General features: G+C 74.6%; 17 protein-coding genes. 7 read left to right on the forward strand and 10 right to left on the reverse strand.

What is annotated here, in order from left to right:
• Nucleotides 1–62: 62 nt before the first annotated feature.
• The 3 genes from G3T38_RS02120 to cofD form a co-directional block, all read right to left on the reverse strand.
• Nucleotides 63–920 carry a DUF3105 domain-containing protein gene (locus G3T38_RS02120; protein ID WP_338037409.1) on the reverse strand — a complete coding sequence of 286 codons (858 nt, stop codon included), beginning with the start codon at nt 918–920 and terminating at the stop codon, nt 63–65.
• A 73-nt stretch (nt 921–993) separates the two neighbouring features.
• The gene (locus G3T38_RS02125) at nt 994–1,959 is read right to left on the reverse strand and encodes a coenzyme F420-0:L-glutamate ligase (RefSeq protein ID WP_163770396.1); all 966 of its coding nucleotides are present in this window, start codon (nt 1,957–1,959) and stop codon (nt 994–996) included.
• Nucleotides 1,956–3,005 carry a 2-phospho-L-lactate transferase gene (gene cofD / locus G3T38_RS02130; RefSeq protein WP_163770397.1) on the reverse strand — a complete coding sequence of 350 codons (1,050 nt, stop codon included), beginning with the start codon at nt 3,003–3,005 and terminating at the stop codon, nt 1,956–1,958. The genes G3T38_RS02125 and cofD overlap by 4 nt, the downstream gene beginning before the upstream one ends.
• A 243-nt stretch (nt 3,006–3,248) precedes the next feature.
• Here cofD and G3T38_RS02135 point away from each other — a divergent pair, with 243 nt between their 5' ends.
• The 4 genes from G3T38_RS02135 to G3T38_RS02150 are packed head-to-tail and all read left to right on the forward strand — an operon-like array spanning nt 3,249 to nt 6,601.
• The gene (locus tag G3T38_RS02135) at nt 3,249–3,512 is read left to right on the forward strand and encodes a WhiB family transcriptional regulator (RefSeq protein ID WP_373459441.1); all 264 of its coding nucleotides are present in this window, start codon (nt 3,249–3,251) and stop codon (nt 3,510–3,512) included.
• Nucleotides 3,513–3,531: 19 nt separating this feature from the next.
• Nucleotides 3,532–4,578, forward strand: coding sequence for a GTP-binding protein (locus G3T38_RS22445; RefSeq protein WP_163770398.1), 1,047 nt, complete (start codon nt 3,532–3,534; stop codon nt 4,576–4,578).
• 59 nt (nt 4,579–4,637) lie between these two features.
• On the forward strand, nt 4,638–5,348 hold the full coding sequence (locus G3T38_RS02145; RefSeq protein WP_163770399.1) for a nitroreductase family protein: 711 nt from the start codon (nt 4,638–4,640) through the stop codon (nt 5,346–5,348).
• Nucleotides 5,345–6,601 (forward strand): acyl-CoA dehydrogenase family protein, encoded by a 1,257-nt coding sequence (locus G3T38_RS02150; RefSeq protein ID WP_163770400.1) that lies wholly within the window; start codon nt 5,345–5,347, stop codon nt 6,599–6,601. Before G3T38_RS02145 ends, G3T38_RS02150 begins: the two co-directional genes overlap by 4 nt.
• On the opposite strand, the gene G3T38_RS02155 is transcribed toward G3T38_RS02150, so the two are convergent.
• From G3T38_RS02155 to G3T38_RS02170, 4 genes are read right to left on the reverse strand one after another with little or no spacing between them, the layout of a single operon-like run.
• Nucleotides 6,591–7,115 carry a SixA phosphatase family protein gene (locus G3T38_RS02155; protein WP_163770401.1) on the reverse strand — a complete coding sequence of 175 codons (525 nt, stop codon included), beginning with the start codon at nt 7,113–7,115 and terminating at the stop codon, nt 6,591–6,593. The genes G3T38_RS02150 and G3T38_RS02155 overlap by 11 nt on opposite strands.
• 42 nt (nt 7,116–7,157) lie before the next feature.
• The gene (locus tag G3T38_RS02160; RefSeq protein WP_163770402.1) at nt 7,158–9,272 is read right to left on the reverse strand and encodes a xanthine dehydrogenase family protein molybdopterin-binding subunit; all 2,115 of its coding nucleotides are present in this window, start codon (nt 9,270–9,272) and stop codon (nt 7,158–7,160) included.
• Nucleotides 9,269–10,258 carry an FAD binding domain-containing protein gene (locus tag G3T38_RS02165; protein WP_163770403.1) on the reverse strand — a complete coding sequence of 330 codons (990 nt, stop codon included), beginning with the start codon at nt 10,256–10,258 and terminating at the stop codon, nt 9,269–9,271. The genes G3T38_RS02160 and G3T38_RS02165 overlap by 4 nt, the downstream gene beginning before the upstream one ends.
• The gene (locus G3T38_RS02170; protein ID WP_163770404.1) at nt 10,255–10,806 is read right to left on the reverse strand and encodes a 2Fe-2S iron-sulfur cluster-binding protein; all 552 of its coding nucleotides are present in this window, start codon (nt 10,804–10,806) and stop codon (nt 10,255–10,257) included. Before G3T38_RS02170 ends, G3T38_RS02165 begins: the two co-directional genes overlap by 4 nt.
• Nucleotides 10,807–10,873: 67 nt before the next feature.
• On the opposite strand from G3T38_RS02170, the gene G3T38_RS02175 reads away from it, so the two are divergent.
• From G3T38_RS02175 to G3T38_RS02185, 3 genes are all read left to right on the forward strand, one after another.
• Complete coding sequence (locus tag G3T38_RS02175) at nt 10,874–11,095, forward strand: hypothetical protein (RefSeq protein ID WP_163770405.1); 222 nt, start codon at nt 10,874–10,876, stop codon at nt 11,093–11,095.
• A gap of 85 nt (nt 11,096–11,180) precedes the next feature.
• The gene (locus G3T38_RS02180) at nt 11,181–11,759 is read left to right on the forward strand and encodes a WHG domain-containing protein (protein ID WP_163770406.1); all 579 of its coding nucleotides are present in this window, start codon (nt 11,181–11,183) and stop codon (nt 11,757–11,759) included.
• Nucleotides 11,756–12,928, forward strand: a complete 1,173-nt coding sequence (locus tag G3T38_RS02185) for an SGNH/GDSL hydrolase family protein (RefSeq protein WP_163770407.1) — start codon at nt 11,756–11,758, stop codon at nt 12,926–12,928. The genes G3T38_RS02180 and G3T38_RS02185 overlap by 4 nt, the downstream gene beginning before the upstream one ends.
• Nucleotides 12,929–13,248: 320 nt before the next feature.
• On the opposite strand, the gene yidC is transcribed toward G3T38_RS02185, so the two are convergent.
• From yidC to G3T38_RS02200, 3 genes are all read right to left on the reverse strand, one after another.
• The gene (yidC, locus tag G3T38_RS02190) at nt 13,249–14,109 is read right to left on the reverse strand and encodes a membrane protein insertase YidC (protein ID WP_163770408.1); all 861 of its coding nucleotides are present in this window, start codon (nt 14,107–14,109) and stop codon (nt 13,249–13,251) included.
• A gap of 54 nt (nt 14,110–14,163) precedes the next feature.
• Nucleotides 14,164–14,484: a hypothetical protein gene (locus G3T38_RS02195; RefSeq protein ID WP_163770409.1), complete on the reverse strand. Its 321-nt coding sequence runs from the start codon at nt 14,482–14,484 to the stop codon at nt 14,164–14,166.
• A 65-nt stretch (nt 14,485–14,549) separates the two neighbouring features.
• Nucleotides 14,550–16,178 carry an AMP-binding protein gene (locus tag G3T38_RS02200; protein WP_163770410.1) on the reverse strand — a complete coding sequence of 543 codons (1,629 nt, stop codon included), beginning with the start codon at nt 16,176–16,178 and terminating at the stop codon, nt 14,550–14,552.
• Between the last annotated feature and the right edge of the window lie 17 nt (nt 16,179–16,195).

The following is a 16,195-nucleotide window of genomic DNA, read 5'->3' on the forward strand; positions in this document are numbered from 1 at the left end:
GTCCCGGAAGCCCGAGAGCCCCGGCCGTGGCGGCCGGGGCTCTCGGGCGGGCGGTGCGGGGCTCACATGGCGTTGGGCTCCGTGGAGTTGGTGTAGGGCCAGCGGAGCATGAACTCCTTGAGCGCCTCGCCGCTGGGGGCGCTGCAGTACTGGATCACGCCGTAGCTCGTGGGCTGCTCCTCGCCCTCGGCCGTCGGGGCGACGAGCTCCGGCGCGTCGCCGACCGCGGGCTCCGGGTCGATCGCCCAGTGGGTCAGCGCCACGTGCACGCCGCCCTCGAGCTCGGGGGCCTCGTTGCCGGTCAGCTCCGCGACCTGCTCCATACCGGCCTGCATGTCGGTCGCCCACTCGTTCTGGTCGCCCTCGGCCTCGTCCGCGCCGTACCACGGCACGGCCTTGAACTTGAGGCGGAAGTTGTCGGTGCCCTGCAGCTTCTTGCCGATGCCCTCGATCTCGTTGACCTCGTCCGCGTCGTCCGCGACCGTCTGGTCGTACCAGAGGAACGTGTAGCCGTGCTCGGAGTTGTGCACGAGCTGCTCGAGCTCGGAGCGGTCGTCCCAGCCGTAGAACTTGCGCTCCATGGCCGCGGGCACCGACCGGTGGGGGCCGAAGATCGGGGGCGACGTCGTGTACTCGATCGAGCCGGAGTCGCGGTGGTCCTGCTCACCCGTCGCCGGGATCACCATCTCCGGGCCGCAGACCGTGGCCGGGGCGCCGATGCTGGCGAGGTCGATGTCGTCGAACTTGCGCAGGTCCCACCAGTTCATGACGGGCCGGTACGCCGCCGCACCGACGATGAGCAGGGCGACCACGGCGCACACGCCGACGATCATGAAGCTGCCGCGCCGCTCGGCGCGCTGGTGCGCCTTGAGCTGCTTCTTGGCCTTGGCGGCACGGTCGTTGCTCGGGGTCTTCGCCACGGTCTGGCAATCCTCACGGGGTCGGGACGAGGGCAGGTCGGCGTGCACCGACGACGGCGCACGAGAGGGGAGTTTACGGACTACCCCGGACGAAGCGGACCTCCGCCGTCCCGACAGGCTCCCACGACCAGCCGAGGACCCGGGTCAGCGCGTCGAGGGAGGCCCGCGCGGCGTGGAGGTCGGCGACGGGCGCGGCGACTCCCGCGTCGTCGACGAGGACCGGCACGGCGAGCACCCGCGTCAACGCGTCGGCCACGTCGGCGGGGGCGGCGGGACCGCCGAACCCGTCCCGCAGCTCGGCCTCGTCCACCTGGGCCGCCAGGGCGGCGACGACGGCCTCGCGCGCGCCGTACCCGAACATGTCGCGCTCGGGCGCGCGCACCAGGCCCGCGGCCCCGGGCCCGTCCTCGTCGGCGGGGAGCACGAGGTCGGCGCGGCCGCGCAGGAGCGCGAGGGGGCGCCCGCCGAGCTTGCCCTGGGCGAGCTCGGCGGCGGAGGCGATCTCGTCCGCGACGGCCGGGGCCGTGACGGCGAGGGGGTTGCCGTAGGAGTCGACGCGGCCGGCGTGGTCGTCGAGCACCCGGAGACCGGCGGCGCCGACGGCGATGTCCGTCTGCCCCTCGCGCCACGCCCGCCCGGCCGTGTCCGTGACGACCACGCCGACGACGGCGCCGGTGCGGCGGCGTACCTCCGCGCGCAGCGCCCGGGCCGACGCGTCCGGGTCGTGGGGGAGGGGGACGACGCTGCCCGCGACGACGTTGGAGTTGTCGACGCCGGCCGCGGCCAGCGTGAGCCCGTGGCGCGTGCGCGCGATGCGGGTGGGGCCGCGGCGGGCGACCACCCGGACGGTCTCGTCGTCGATGACGGACTCGCGGTCGGAGGTCACGACCCGTCCCTCGGCCTTGGCGACCGCCTTGCTGGTGACGACGACGACGTCGCCGTCGCGCGGGGCGAGGTGGGCGACGACGAGCGCGGCCAGGTCGGTGCCGGCCTCGACCTCGCCGATGCCGTCCGGAGCCAGCACCTCGAGCCCGTTCACGACGCGGTCCCCGCGAAGGCCGCCTCGACGGCGGCGGCGGCCATGCGGGCCGTCGCGTCGTGGTCGGTCATCATCAGCGGCACCGCGCGGGAGCGGAGGCCGGCGGCCTCGAGCGCGGGGAGCTGGGCCGCGTCGCGCTCGTCGATCAGCCACGCGTCGAGCACGCCCGTGCTGCCGGGGCCGCGGGCGCCGTAGTGCCGACCCACCGCGCCCGCCGACACCTCGACGCCGATCGACTCGAGCATCTGGCGGGCCATGCCGCGCACCGGACCGTCGCCGACGATGGGGGAGAGGCCCACGACGCGCGCGTCGGTGGCGGCGACGGCGTCGCGCACCCCCGGTACGCCGAGGATGGTGCCCACCGAGACGACCGGGTTCGACGGGGGCAGCACGACGAGGTCGGCCTGCGCGATCGCGTCGAGGACGCCCGGGGCGGGCGTGGACGTGTCCAGCCCCACCACGACGACCGTCTCGGCGGGCACCTCGGCGCGCAGGCGGATCCAGTACTCCTGGAAGTGCACGACCCTCCGTCCGCTCGGCGCGTCGGGGTCGGCGATCGCCACGTGGGTCTCGACCCGGTCGTCCGTCATCGGCAGCAGGCGCAGGCGCGCGCCGAGGGGCGTCAGCCAGCGGCGGCACAGGGCGGTGGTGACGTCGGAGAGCGGGTAGCCCGCCGCCAGCATCTGCGTGCGCACGAGGTGGGTGGCGACGTCGCGGTCGCCGAGCCCGAACCAGGTGGGCTCGACGCCGTACGCCGCGAGCTCGGTCTTGACGCTCCAGGTCTCCTCGCGCCGACCCCACCCGCGGCCGGGGTCGATGCCGTCCCCGAGGGTGTACATGACGGTGTCGAGGTCCGGGCAGACCTTGAGGCCGTGGACCCAGATGTCGTCCGCGGTGTTGGCCACCACGGTCACCTCCGTGGCCTCCGACCCGCCGGGCACCTGGCCTCCTGCGAGACCGTGGAGCAGGCCCTGCAGGAAGCGGGCGCCGCCCATGCCTCCGGAGAGGACGGTGATCCGCTGCAGGGTGGGGGGCGTCGGGCTCATGGGACCACCCTGCCGGACGGGTCCGCGCGCCCGTGAACCGGGCTCAATAGCAGACTGCTTGTAACACACGGCGGGCTTGACTTACGGGTACGACAGGCATGTAATTCCCACAGTGTTCTTTCCCTTCAGACGCGACGGCGTCGGCCGAAGTGGAGAACCAGCAGGAGCCGGGGTGCGGCCGACGGTGACGTATCGACGTCGCCGAGGTGTGCCGAATGGGTCGAGGAACCGGGGAAGGGGCGGGTGGCGTTGATCGAGCTCAATCTCGTTGACGGAGACGCCGGGGAACCGGGCTGGCAGGAGCGTGCGCTCTGCGCGCAGACCGACCCGGAGGCGTTCTTCCCTGAGAAGGGCGGATCCACGCGCGAGGCCAAGAAGGTCTGTCTCACGTGTGAGGTGCGGGACGAGTGCCTGGAGTACGCGTTGATGAACGACGAGCGCTTCGGGATCTGGGGCGGTCTGTCCGAGCGCGAGCGCCGCAAGCTGAAGAAGCGCGCCGTCGTCTGAGCGGGGAAGGAGGTCGGCCGTGACCGACCTCGTCCCCGTCCTCGTCGTCGCCGGCCCGTTGGGCGCCGGCAAGACGACGCTCGTGAACCACCTCCTCAGCCACAGCGCCGACACGCGCGTCGGCGTGATCGTCAACGACTTCGGCGACATCGACGTCGACGGCCTCCTCGTGGCGGGCCAGGCCGACATGCTCTTCTCCGCGAGCGGCGGCTGCCTGTGCTGCGCCACCGACGACGGCGCCGTGGCGGAGTTCGTCGCGCGGCTGACCGCGCCGCGAGCGGGCATCGACGTCGTGGTCGTCGAGGCCAGCGGGGTGGCGGACCCGGTCGCGCTCGTCCACCGCGTGACCACCAGCCTGTCGCGCCGCGCGCGGTTCGGTGGCCTGGTCGTGCTCCTCGACGCCGAGCACGTGGCGCCCGACCTCGCCGATCTCGCCGAGGGCGGGGAACGGCACGGCCAGCTGGTCCACGCGGACCTCGTCGTGCTCACCAAGACCGACCGCGTCGACGCGGGGCACCTCGCGCGGCTGCGCGCCCGCCTGCGCGTCCTCCTGCCCGGGCGACCGGTGACGACCGCCGTGCACGGGGCGCTCGACCCGACCCTGCTCTTCGACCTGCGGCACGACCCGGAGCGGCAGCTCACGCTGGGCGACATCCGGGCGGGTGCCAACGAGCACCTGCACGCGGCGTACCGGTCCGTGAGCTGGACCAGCGCGACCCCTCTCCACCCCCGCCGTCTTGCCGCGTTCCTGGCCGAGGGGGTGCCCGAGGCGTTCCGCATCAAGGGGTTCGTGACCATCGACGTGCCCGGCGCGACGTCCCGCTGGACGGTCCACCGGGTCGGACGGCACGTGCGCGTCACCCCGGGTGCACCGGGCGCGCCGGGCCGGCGGGCCGGCACCGAGCTCGTGCTGATCGGCCCCGAGCTGGGTGGGTCGGCCTACGACGAGCTGGCGGCGATCGTGGCCGCGCCCGACGAGCAGCCCGACCTCGAGGACCTGTGGGGCCTCGAGCGCCTCGTCCCGGCCGAGCTCCGGGCCGACCACCTGCCGAGCGCCGCGGGCTGAGACCCCTCCGACGGGGTGGGGTGCTGTCGCCCGGGGCACGGGTGGGGCAAGGTGTCCTCGTGACCCACGCCACCGATCCCACCTTCGCGCAGGTGCTCGAGGACCGCTTCAGCTGCCGCGCGTTCCTGCCCGAGCCGGTCGAGCCGGAGGTGCTCGACCAGCTGTTCCGCCTGGCCCAGCGCACCCCGTCGTGGTGCAACACCCAGCCCTGGCAGGTGCACCTCGTCACGGGCGAGGCGCGCGACGGGCTCGCGGCCCACCTGGCGGCCGCGGTGACCAGCGCGGCCGGCACCTCGGACCTCCCGACGCCGGAGCGGTACGAGGGCGTCTACCAGGAGCGCCGCCGCGCGTCGGGCTTCGCGCTCTACGAGAGCCTCGGCATCGCGCGGGAGGACACCGCGGCCCGCGGCGCCCAGATGCTGCGCAACTTCGAGTTCTTCGGAGCGCCGCACGTCGCGATCGTGACGAGCGACCGGCTCCAGGGCACGTACGGCGCGATCGACTGCGGCGGGTACGTCGCGACCCTGACCCACGCGGCCACCTCGCTGGGGCTCGCCACGTGTGCCCAGGCGGCGCTGGCGATGTACTCGGACGCCGTGCGGTCCTTCCTCGACCTCCCGGAGGACCGGGTCATCGTCTGCGGCATCTCCCTCGGGCGTGCCGACCTCGACCACCCGGCCAACGGGTTCCGCACCGAGCGGGCCGCGGTCGAGGACGCCGTGACCGTCGTGGACCGCCGCCCGGCGGACCGCGAGGAGGGGGCGGCGTGACCGCCCCCGGCGCCACCGACGACCCGTTCGACGTCGCCGGTCTCGACCTGACCCCGTCGCCGCGGGCGCGCGAGCTGCGGGCCTCGCTCGTGGAGTTCATGAACGAGCACGTGTTCCCGGCGGAGGCGGACTACCACGCGTTCCGCCACGCGGTCGGCCCCCAGGACCACACCCCGGCGCCGGTGCTGGAGACCCTCAAGTCCGAGGCGCGCCGCCGCGGCCTGTGGAACCTGTTCCTGCCCGACGTCGGTCGCATCAGCCAGCTCGACTACGCCGGTCTCGCCGAGATCACCGGCTGGAGCCTCGAGCTGGCTCCCGAGGCCACCAACGGGGCCGCGCCCGACACCGGCAACATGGAGCTGCTCCACATGTTCGGCACGCCCGAGCAGCAGGCGCAGTGGCTCCGCCCGCTGCTTGAGGGCACGATCCGGTCGGCGTTCGCGATGACGGAGAAGGCGGTCGCCAGCAGCGACGCCACCAACATCGAGACGCGCATCGAGCGCGACGGCGACGAGTACGTGATCAACGGGCGCAAGTGGTGGACCTCCGGCGCCGCAGACCCACGGTGTGCCCTGCTCGTCGTCATGGGCAAGACCGACCCGGAGGCCGCCAAGCACCGCCAGCAGTCGATGGTGCTCGTCCCGACCGACACCCCGGGGGTGGAGATCGTGCGGGACCTGCCGGTGTTCGGCCGCCACGACCAGCACGGTCACTGCGAGGTGCTGCTCCGCGACGTACGGGTGCCCGCGACGTCCGTGCTGGGGGAGGAGGGTGCGGGGTTCGCGCTGGCGCAGGCGCGTCTCGGTCCCGGTCGGATCCACCACTGCATGCGTGCGCTGGGCGCCGCCGAGCGGGCGCTCGACCTGCTGGTACGCCGCGCCACGAGCCGCGTCGCGTTCGGCAAGCCGCTCGCGGAGCAGGGCATGGTCCAGCGCGACATCGCCGAGTCGCGGATCGCCATCGACCAGGCCCGGCTGCTCTGCCAGCACGCTGCGGCGGTCATCGACGCCCACGGCAACAAGGCCGCCGCCTCGCTCGTCTCCATGGCCAAGGTCGCCGTCCCGCGGGCGGCGCTCGAGGTCATCGACCGCGCCATCCAGGTGCACGGCGGCGCCGGCATCAGCGACGACGTGCCCCTGGCGATGATGTACGGCTGGCACCGCGCCATGCGCATCTTCGACGGTCCCGACGAGGTACACCTGCGCGGCATCGCCCGAGCCGAGCCCGGGCGGGAGCGGGTGCTCAGGCCCTGAGGTCGGGAGGCTCGGGCTGCGCGGGCGGGCGCCCGGCCGCACGCAGGGTCGCCGAGCCGAACCGCGCGTGCACGTGCACCTCGTCCCACCTGCCCTCCCAGCGCAGCCAGGCCAGGGCGGACGTGGGCATCTCGACGTCCCTGCCCGCCAGGGTGGAGGCGAGGTCGGTGAGGCCGGGGTCGTGGCCGACGACGACCACGGCGTGGTGGTCGTCGTCGAGGCCCGCGACCAGCGCGGCGAGGTGCCCGGCGTCGAACGTGTAGACGCGCTCGTGCAGCACCAGCGCCGGCGGGGTCGCGAGGTGGGCGGCCGCGAGGTCCCAGGTCGTCGTCGCCCGCACGGCGGGGGAGACGAGCGCGAGGTCGAGGCGCGGTCCGTGGGCGGCGAGCCACGCCCCGGCCTCGGCGGCCTGCCGTCGACCGCGACGGCCGACGGGCCGCTCGCGGTCGGGCGATCCCGTCGACCAGTCCGACTTCCCGTGGCGCAGGAGGACCAGGTCGCGCGTCGGGGGCATGGCCCGCAGGGTAGCGTTGTCCGGCGTCGGGTGGGTGTCGGTTCAGGCGTCGAGGAAGTGGTCCGCGGTGAGCGGCAGCGACCGCACCCGCACCCCGGTGGCGTGGAAGGTCGCGTTCGCGATGGCGGCCGAGGTGCCGACGATCCCGATCTCCCCGATCCCGCGTGATCCCATCGGCGTGGCGAGGTGGTCCTCCTCCTCCAGCCACTCCGCCTGCAGGTCCCGCACGTCGGCGTGCGCCGCCACGTGGTAGGTCGCGAGGTCCTGCGTGACGACGTGACCCGTGCGCGGGTCGCGCCACCCCTCCTCGTGCAGGGCCGCGGACAGTCCCATGGTCAGGGCGCCCAGCAGCTGGGAGCGCGCCGTCATGGGGTTGATGACGCGGCCGACGGAGTAGACACCGTGCAGCCGGGAGACCCGCACCTCCCCGGTCCAGCGGTGCACCCGCGCCTCGGCGAACACCGCGCCGAAGGAGTGCATCGCGTGGCCCTCGGTGTCGGCGTACGCCCCGCTCGCCGCGGTCGTGTGCAGCCCGGGGTCGGGGGAGCTGCCGTGGTCGTGCCGGAACTGCTGGGCGGCCGCGGCGATGGCGCTGCCCCACGACGACGTGCCGGACGACCCGCCCGCGACCGTGGCGAACGGGAGGTCGGTGTCGCCGATCGCGAGGTCGATGCAGTCGGGCGCGACCTGGAGCGCGTCGGCGGCGATCTGCACCAGCACGGTGCGGGCGCCGGTGCCGAGGTCGACCGCGCCGACGTCGACGCCGTACCGGCCCTCGCCCAGCGAGCGGATGCGGGCGGTGTTGCCCGGGGAGAAGAGCATGGGGTACGTCGCCGACGCGACCCCCGTGCCGACCCACCAGTCGCCCTCGGCGCGGGCGCGGGCCTCGGCCGGCCGTCCCGACCAGCCGAACCGGTCCGCGCCGACGCGGAGGCACTCGACGAGGCGGCGTCCGTTGAACGGCCGCCCGCTCTCCGGGTCGACCTCCGGCTCGTTGCGTTCCCGGAGGTCGATCGGGTCGATGCCGGCGGCCACCGCGAGCTCGTCCAGCGCCACCTCCTGGGCGTGCATGCCGGGCATCTCGCCGGGGGCGCGCATCCAGGACGGCACGGGGACGTCGAGCGCGGCCACCCTGTGGGTCGTGGCGCGGTGGGGCGCGGCGTACATCATGCGGGCCGCGGTGGCGGACTGCTCGGCGAACTCCTTGATGCGCGACGTCTGGGAGGACGCGTCGTGGCGGACCACGAGGAGCGTGCCGTCGGGCTCCGCGCCGAGGCGCACGCGCGAGCGGGTGGCCGTGCGGTAGCCGGTCAGCGCGAACATCTGCTGCCGCGTCACCGCGAGACGCACCGGACGGCCGGGCAGGGCGAGCGCGGCGAGCGCCACCGCCACCTCGGGGGCGTGGGGGAGACCCTTGCTGCCGAAGCCGCCGCCGACGTACGGCGCGAGCACGCGCACCTGCTCCGGCGCCAGCCCCAGGACGGGCGCGAGGGTCGTGCGCACCGCGTGCACCGCCTGGGTGGAGTCGTGGAGCGTGAGCAGCGCGCCGTCCCACGTCGCGGTCGCGGCGTGGGGCTCCATCGGGCTGTTGAACTCGTGCGGCGTGACGTAGGTGGCGTCGATGACCACCGGCGCCGACGCGAACGCGGCGTCGGGGTCACCGACCTCCGTGTCCGTCTCGGCGCCCGCGTTGACCTCCTCGGGGGCGTAGGTGGCGCTGTGCTCGTCGAACACGACCTCGGCCGGCTCCTCGTCCTGGTGCACGCGCACCAGGAGCGCCCCCTCGCGGGCGGCCTCCGACGAGGTGGCCACCACGAGCGCGACGATCTGCCCGCGGAAGGCGATCCGGTCGTCCTGCAGCACGGTGAGCTCGCGGTCCTCGGTGTCGGCGAGCCGGGGTGCGCTCTCGTGGTCGAGCACGCGGAGCACGCCCGGGTGGTCGAGGGCGTCGCTCGCGTCCACCCGCAGCACCCGGCCGCGGGCGGTCGTGGACGTGACCAGCCAGGCGTGCAGGACCTCGCCCTCCACCGGGTGCTCGACCGCGTACGTCGCGGCCCCCGTCACCTTCTCGACGCCGTCCTGGCGGTCGAGGTGCCGCCCCATGGCCCGGGCGTCGACGACGTCCGGGACGAGCTGGGTCACGATGTCGGCGCTCATCGGGCACCGCCCGCGAGCCGCAGGAGCGTGTGGGCCGTCAGGTTCCGCACCATCGCCACCTTGTACGCCGTCTGGTCGGTCGTCGTCGCCGCCGCGAGCTCGGCCGCAGCCGCCTCCCGCGCTGTCTCCTCGGTGAGCACGGCGCCGCGGAGGGCCTCCTCCGCGACGTACGCCCGCCAGGGGCGGTGCGCGACCCCGCCCCACGCGAGGCGGACGTCGCGGACCACGTCGCCGTCGAGGTCGACGGCCGCGGCGACGGAGACGAGCGCGAACGCGTAGGAGGCGCGGTCGCGGGCCTTGGCGTAGGTCGAGGCGGGGGCGACCGCGCTGCCCGGCAGCTCGACGGCGGTGACGAGGTCGCCGTGGTCGAGCACGGTGTCGCGCTCCGGGTGGTGGCCGGGGAGCCGGTGCAGCTCGGTCAGGGGGATGCGCCGCTCGCCGTCGGGGCCGAGCACCACGGCGACGGCGTCGAGCGCCGTGAGCGCGACGGCGAGGTCGGAGGGGTGGGTGGCCACGCACGCCTCGCTCGCGCCGAGGACCGCGTTGTAGCGGCCGTAGCCCCCGAGCGCGGAGCATCCCGAGCCGGGCTCGCGCTTGTTGCAGGGGGTGGTGACGTCCTGGAAGTAGACGCAGCGCGTGCGCTGGAGCAGGTTGCCTGCCGTGGTGGCCTGGTGCCGGATCTGCCCGGAGGCGCCGGCCAGCAGCGCGCGGGCGACGGCGGGGAAGCCGCGACGCACGACGGGGTGCGCCGCCAGGTCGCTGTTGCGGACGGCGGCCCCGATGCGCAGCCCGCCGTCGGGGAGCTCCTCGACGGCGTCGAGGGGGAGCCGCGACACGTCGACGAGGGTCCCCGGTCGGGCGACGCCGAGCTTGAGGTGGTCGACCAGGTTGGTGCCGCCGCCGAGGAAGCGGGCGTCGCTGTCGGCGGCCACGAGGGCGACGGCCTCGGCTGCGTCGGTCGCGCGGTGGTAGGTCAGCTCCTTCATGCCCGGGCCTCCTGCGTGCCCGCCTGGCGCACCGCGGCGAGTATGCCCGCATAGGCGCCGCAGCGGCACAGGTTGCCGCTCATGCGTTCGCGGATCTCGTCGTCGCTGCCGGTGGGGTCCTCGGCCGCGAGGTCCTCGGTGACCAGGCTGGGGTGACCGGCGCGCAGCTCGTCGAGCACGCCGACGGCCGAGCAGACCTGACCGGGGGTGCAGTAGCCGCACTGGAAGCCGTCGTGGTCGAGGAACGCCTGCTGCACGGGGTGGAGGGCGCCGTCCGGGCTGCCGAGGCTGCCGGGGCCGCCGGGGCCGCCGAGGCCGCCCGCGGTGACGATCTCCGCGCCGTCGTGGGCGACGGCCAGGGCGAGGCAGGTGAGGTGGCGACGGCCGTCGAGCAGCACGGTGCACGACCCGCACTGCCCGTGGTCGCAGCCCTTCTTCGGCTGGGTCGCGCCGAGGCGTTCGCGCAGCGCGTCGAGCAGCGTCGTGCGGGTGTCGACGGTGACGGCGCGCCGCTCCCCGTCCACGATGAGGGCGATGTCGGCGTCCATGCAGCGACGGTACCCAGGGCCGCACAAGCCGCCCGGTGCCCTGGCGGGTCGTGGGTACCGTCGCAGCATGAGCGACTACACCGACGAGCAGATCGAGACCATCCAGGCGGTCGTGGACCGCGTGAGCTCCTGGCAGGACGGGGCGACCGAGGGCACGGTGGCCGAGGAGCTGACCAAGGGGTTCGACGAGGCCGGCATCGGCGTGCCGGCCCACGACCAGGCGCGCCTGGCCGACGCGATCCAGGACGCGCACGGCGAGGTGAAGGCGGCGGAGGTCCTCGGCCCCTGAGTGGTTGTAGGGATTTGCCTATGAGGCATAGGAAATTGCATGCTCCTCCCCGTCCGGCACGGTGCCGGACGGGGAGGGGTGTCCCGTGCCTCGTGTCGGACTGACCGCCGACCGCGTCACCGCAGCTGGTGCCGAGCTCGCCGACGAGGTGGGCTTCGCGGCGCTGACGGTCACGGCGGTCGCCAAGCGGCTCGGCGTCCAGCAGGCGAGCGTCTACGCGCACGTCGGCGGGGTGCGGGACCTGCAGGTGCGCATCGCGCACCTCGCGCTCGCCGGGCTCGCCGACGCCACGGCCGAGGCGGTCGCCGGTCGTGCCGGCGGGGAGGCGCTCGCGGCGTACGCCACGGCGTTCCGCGCCTACGCGCGCGCCCACCCGGGCCGGTACGCCGCGATGCGGATGCCGCTCGAACCCGCAGAGGCCGCGAGCAGCGCCGGCCCGCGGTACGCCGCGACCACGCGGGCGCTGCTCCGCGGCTACGCGGTGCCCGACGAGGACGCCAACCACGCCGTACGGCTGGTCGGTGCGCTGCTCCACGGGTTCGTCAGCCTCGAGCTGGGTGGGTCGTTCGACCACAGCGACCCGCCGGCCGAGCAGTCCTGGCACCGCGCCGTCGCCGCGCTCGACGCCCTCCTCACGACCTGGACCCGTCCGGAGGACGCATGACCGGCCTGCACGACGTACCGCTGACGCCCGAGCACCTGCGCGGTGCGGTCGAGGTGGAGCACACCCCGCGGGGCGGCCTGCTGCCGCACCGCCTGCCGGCGTGGGCCCGCGTCCGGCTGCCCGACCCGCAGCTGCTGATGGTCGAGGCGCAGCCGTCGGGGGTGCGGCTCGCGCTGCGCACGGCGGCCACCGTCCTCGAGCTCGAGGCGCGGGCGACGAAGCGGGTGTACGTCGGGGTGCCGCCGCGCCCCGACGGCGTCTACGAGGTCGTCGTCGGCGGCGCGGTCGTCGCGTCGGGCTCGGTCGGCGGTGGTGACGTCCTCTCCATCGACATGGGCGCCGGCACGATGACGCGGAGCGACGGCGGCGCCGGGGTCGTGCGGTTCGCGGGGCTGCCCGGTGGTCCGGGCGTGCGGGACGTCGAGGTCTGGCTGCCGCACGACGAGCAGACCGAGCTGGTGGCGCTGCGGGCCGACGCCCCGGTCGCCCCGGTGCCGGTGGACGGGCGGCGCCGCTGGCTGCACCACGGCAGCTCGATCAGCCACGGCTCCAACGCGGCCACCCCGACGGGCACCTGGCCCGCGGTGGCGGCGGCGCTCGCGGACGTCGACCTGCTCAACCTGGGGTTCGGCGGCAGCGCGCTGCTCGACCCGTCGACCGCCCGGGCGATGCGGGACCTGCCGGCGGACGCGATCAGCGTGAAGCTCGGGATCAACCTCGTGAACGCCGACCTGATGCGGCTGCGGGCGCTCGCGCCGGCGGTGCACGGGTTCCTCGACACCATCCGCGAGGGCCACCCGACGACGCCGTTGCTCGTCGTGTCGTCGATCTTCTGCGGGATCCACGAGGACACGCCCGGTCCGGCGATGCCGGACATGGAGGCGGCCCGGGAGGGCCGCGTGCGGTTCGTCGCGACCGGCGACCCGGCCGAGGTGGCACGGGGCCGGCTCACGCTGCGGGTGGTCCGCGAGCAGCTCGCGGCGGTCGTCGCCCAGCGCTCCGGCGACGACCCGCACCTGGCGTACCTCGACGGGACGGTCCTGTACGGCGAGGCCGACGCCCAGCGCCTGCCCCTGCCCGACGGACTGCACCCCGACGCCGCCACCCACCGCCTCATCGGCGGGCGCTTCGCCGCTGCCGCCTTCGGCGCCGGCGGACCGCTGGGATAGCGCGTCGAGCTCGCCCGTACGGCGCGGCGGGGGCGTCGAGCTGGGTCGTACGGCGCGGGTCGGGGGTGTCGAGTTGTCATGTACGCCGTGGCGCGAGTGAGGACACGTCGCTGCGTACGTGACAACTCGGTGCCGACCGCGACGGCACCCGCCCCTGGCCACCAGCCGAGCCAGGGCGAGAACCAGACGCCACCTGAGCGACGCGCACACCGCCGCCCGCCCACACCCCGTGGCCGGGCGGCGCAGCATGCCCGCGCATGCACATCCGCGTCCTGCGGAACGGATGCAGCTCCAGGGCGCACGAGCGCCGTACCCCGCCGTCAGGCCACGCCGGGCACGGACGCGCTGGGAGCCCCGTGCCGGAGGGCGGCCGGGGAACCCGGCGTCGGGAACCAGCGCCAGACGACGGCTGACTGGGCGCAGGTCCAGGCGGCGTTGACGACCCAGTAGACGAGCAGGGCGACGGGTACGACGGACGCGGCGACGAGCATGCCGCCGGCGGACAGCAGCGGCATCATCCGCTGCGCGCTGACCACGGCCTCTGGTGCGTCGGTGAGCACCATGTTCGGCAGCACGAGGAAGTGCTGCGTGACGAAGGACAGCAGCGCGGCGGCACCGGCGAGGAGGGCGACGACGGCGAGGTGGCCGGTGCCGGCTCCGAGGTAGCCGTGGTCGGCCAGCGGTACGCCGGCGAGGGTCGCGGCACCGAGCGAGGCGACGAGGCCGGCGTCGAGGGCGCCGATCGCACGGCCGCGGGCGGCGCCACCGATGAGGTGGTAGAGGCCGATCCAGATCGGCATCTGGAGCAGCATGGGCAGGCACCCGAGCCGGGAGACGCCGTGCTCGGTGGAGATCCGGCGACGCTCCTCCATCAGCTCGCGCAGGGCCTCGGGGTCGGGGCGCGATCCCGCCCCGCCCTTGGCGCGCGCCTTCTCCTGGGCGTCACGGAACTTCTTCTGCACCTCGGCGAGGTGGGGCCGAGCGCGGGCGGCGGCGTGGGCCTGCTTGACGCCGCGCACGACGAGCGGCAGGAGCAGGAGGCGCACGGTGACGACGACGGAGACGAGTGCGACCAGCCAGGCGCCGACCCCGTCGGGGGCGGCGCCGAGCCCGGTGGCGGCGGAGTGGGCGGTGGCGACGACGGCCGCGAGGGCATGGGTGATGGGATCGAGCACGGACACGGAGAGCTCCTGGGGGCGTGGCGGGTGGACGGTCGGAGCGCGCGGCTGCGCGCGTCAGACCGCTTCCGGGGCACGCGGTTGGAGCGGGTGGTGCGGCGTGTCGGTGGCGTTGCCGCGGAGCGACGGAGCCGGGGGACCGGCGGTCGTCGGACCGAGCACGGAGGCGCGGGCCCGGGGCACCGCCGCGGCACGTGCGTGGGCGAGCAGGGACAGCGTCGCCGTGAGCAGGGCCGCCGCGAGCGGCGCGACGAGCGCGGAGCCCGAGTCGCCGGAACCGGAGCCGGCGACGAGCCCCGCCAGCAGGACGACCGGCAGCAGGAGCGCGAGCAGCGCCGGCAGGACGGTGCCCTGCCGAGGGCCGCGCGCGGAGTGCATGCGGCTCATCCTAGGCCGTACGGCCGCAACCGGACCGTTCCCGCGACGCCCCGACCCGCTCCACCTCAGCTGAGCCCGAGCTCCGTCGCGGACCGCTCGCGCATCTCGACCTTGCGCACCTTGCCGGTCACCGTCATGGGGAACTCGTCGACCACCAGCACGTAGCGCGGCACCTTGTAGTGCGCGAGCCGGCCGTCGCAGAAGGCCTTCACGGCGGCCGCGTCGAGCGGCGGTCGCCCGGGACGCACCCGGATCCACGCGCACAGCTCCTCGCCGTACGTGGAGTCGGGCACCCCCACCACCTGGACGTCCTCGATGTCGGGGTGGGTGTAGAGGAAGTCCTCGACCTCGCGCGGGTAGATGTTCTCGCCGCCCCGGATGACCATGTCCTTGATGCGTCCGACGACGACGCAGTAGCCGTCCTCGCGCATGACGGCGAGGTCGCCGGTGTGCATCCAGCCGTCGGCGTCGATCGCCTCGGCGGTCTTCTCCGGGTCCTCGTGGTAGCCGAGCATCACGGAGTAGCCGCGGGTGCAGAACTCGCCGGCCTCGCCGCGGGGGAGCGTCTCGCCGGTGACGGGGTCGACGATCTTGACCTCCACGTGGGGGTGGACGCGGCCGATGGTGGCGGTGCGGCGCTCGAGGTCGTCGTCGACGCGCGTCTGGCAGGAGACGGGCGAGGTCTCGGTCATCCCGTAGGCGATGGCCACCTCTGCCATGTGCATCTCCTCGACGCAGCGCTTCATCACCTCGATGGGGCACACCGAACCGGCCATGACGCCGGTGCGGAGCGAGCTGAGGTCGTGCGACGTGAAGTCGGGGTGGTTCTGCATCGCGATGAACATGGTGGGCACGCCGTACAGCGCCGTGCAGCGCTCGTACGCGACGGCCTCGAGCGTCGTCACGGGGTCGAACGCGGGACCGGGGATCACCATGGTCGCGCCGTGGGTGACGCAGCCGAGGTTGGCCATCACCATGCCGAAGCAGTGGTAGAAGGGCACCGGGATGCAGAGCCGGTCCTGCTCGGTGAGGTTGATCAGCTCGGTCGTGAAGAAGCCGTTGTTGAGGATGTCGCGGTGGCTGAGCGTGGCTCCCTTGGGGCGCCCCGTGGTGCCGGACGTGTACTGGATGTTGATCGGGTCCTCGGGCCGCAGCGTCGCGGCCCGCTCGGCGACGGCCCCGTCGAGCTCGTCGGCCCGGGCGTCGCCCTCGCCGCGCAGCTCCTCGAGGTCGCCGGTGTCGAGGAAGACCGTGCGCTCGAGCCCCGGGCACTCGCCCGCCGTCGCCGCCACGATCGCGGCGTAGTCGCTCGTCTTGAAGCGCGAGGCGGCGAACAGCAGCCGCAGGCCGGACTGGTTGACGGCGTACGCGAACTCGTGGCTCCGGTACGCCGGGTTGATGGTCACGAGCACCGCGCCGATCCGGGCGGTGGCGAGCTGGACGATCGTCCACTCCGCGCAGTTCGGCGACCAGATGCCGACCCGGTCGCCGGCCGCGATCCCGATCGCGAGGAGCGCCCGCGCGGTGCGGTCGACGTCGGCGTCGAGCTCGCGCCAGGTCCAGCGGCGTCCGCTGGCGACCTCGACGAGGGCCTCGCGGTCGCCGTGGGCGGCGACGGTGCGCGCCAGCGCGGCGCCGATGGTCTCCTCCAGCAGGGCCGGGGTGGTCTCGCCGCGGGCGTAGGACTCGCTCACGTGTGGTGGCTCCTCGA

The organism is Nocardioides zeae, assembly GCF_010686755.1.
GTDB lineage: Bacteria > Actinomycetota > Actinomycetes > Propionibacteriales > Nocardioidaceae > Nocardioides > Nocardioides zeae.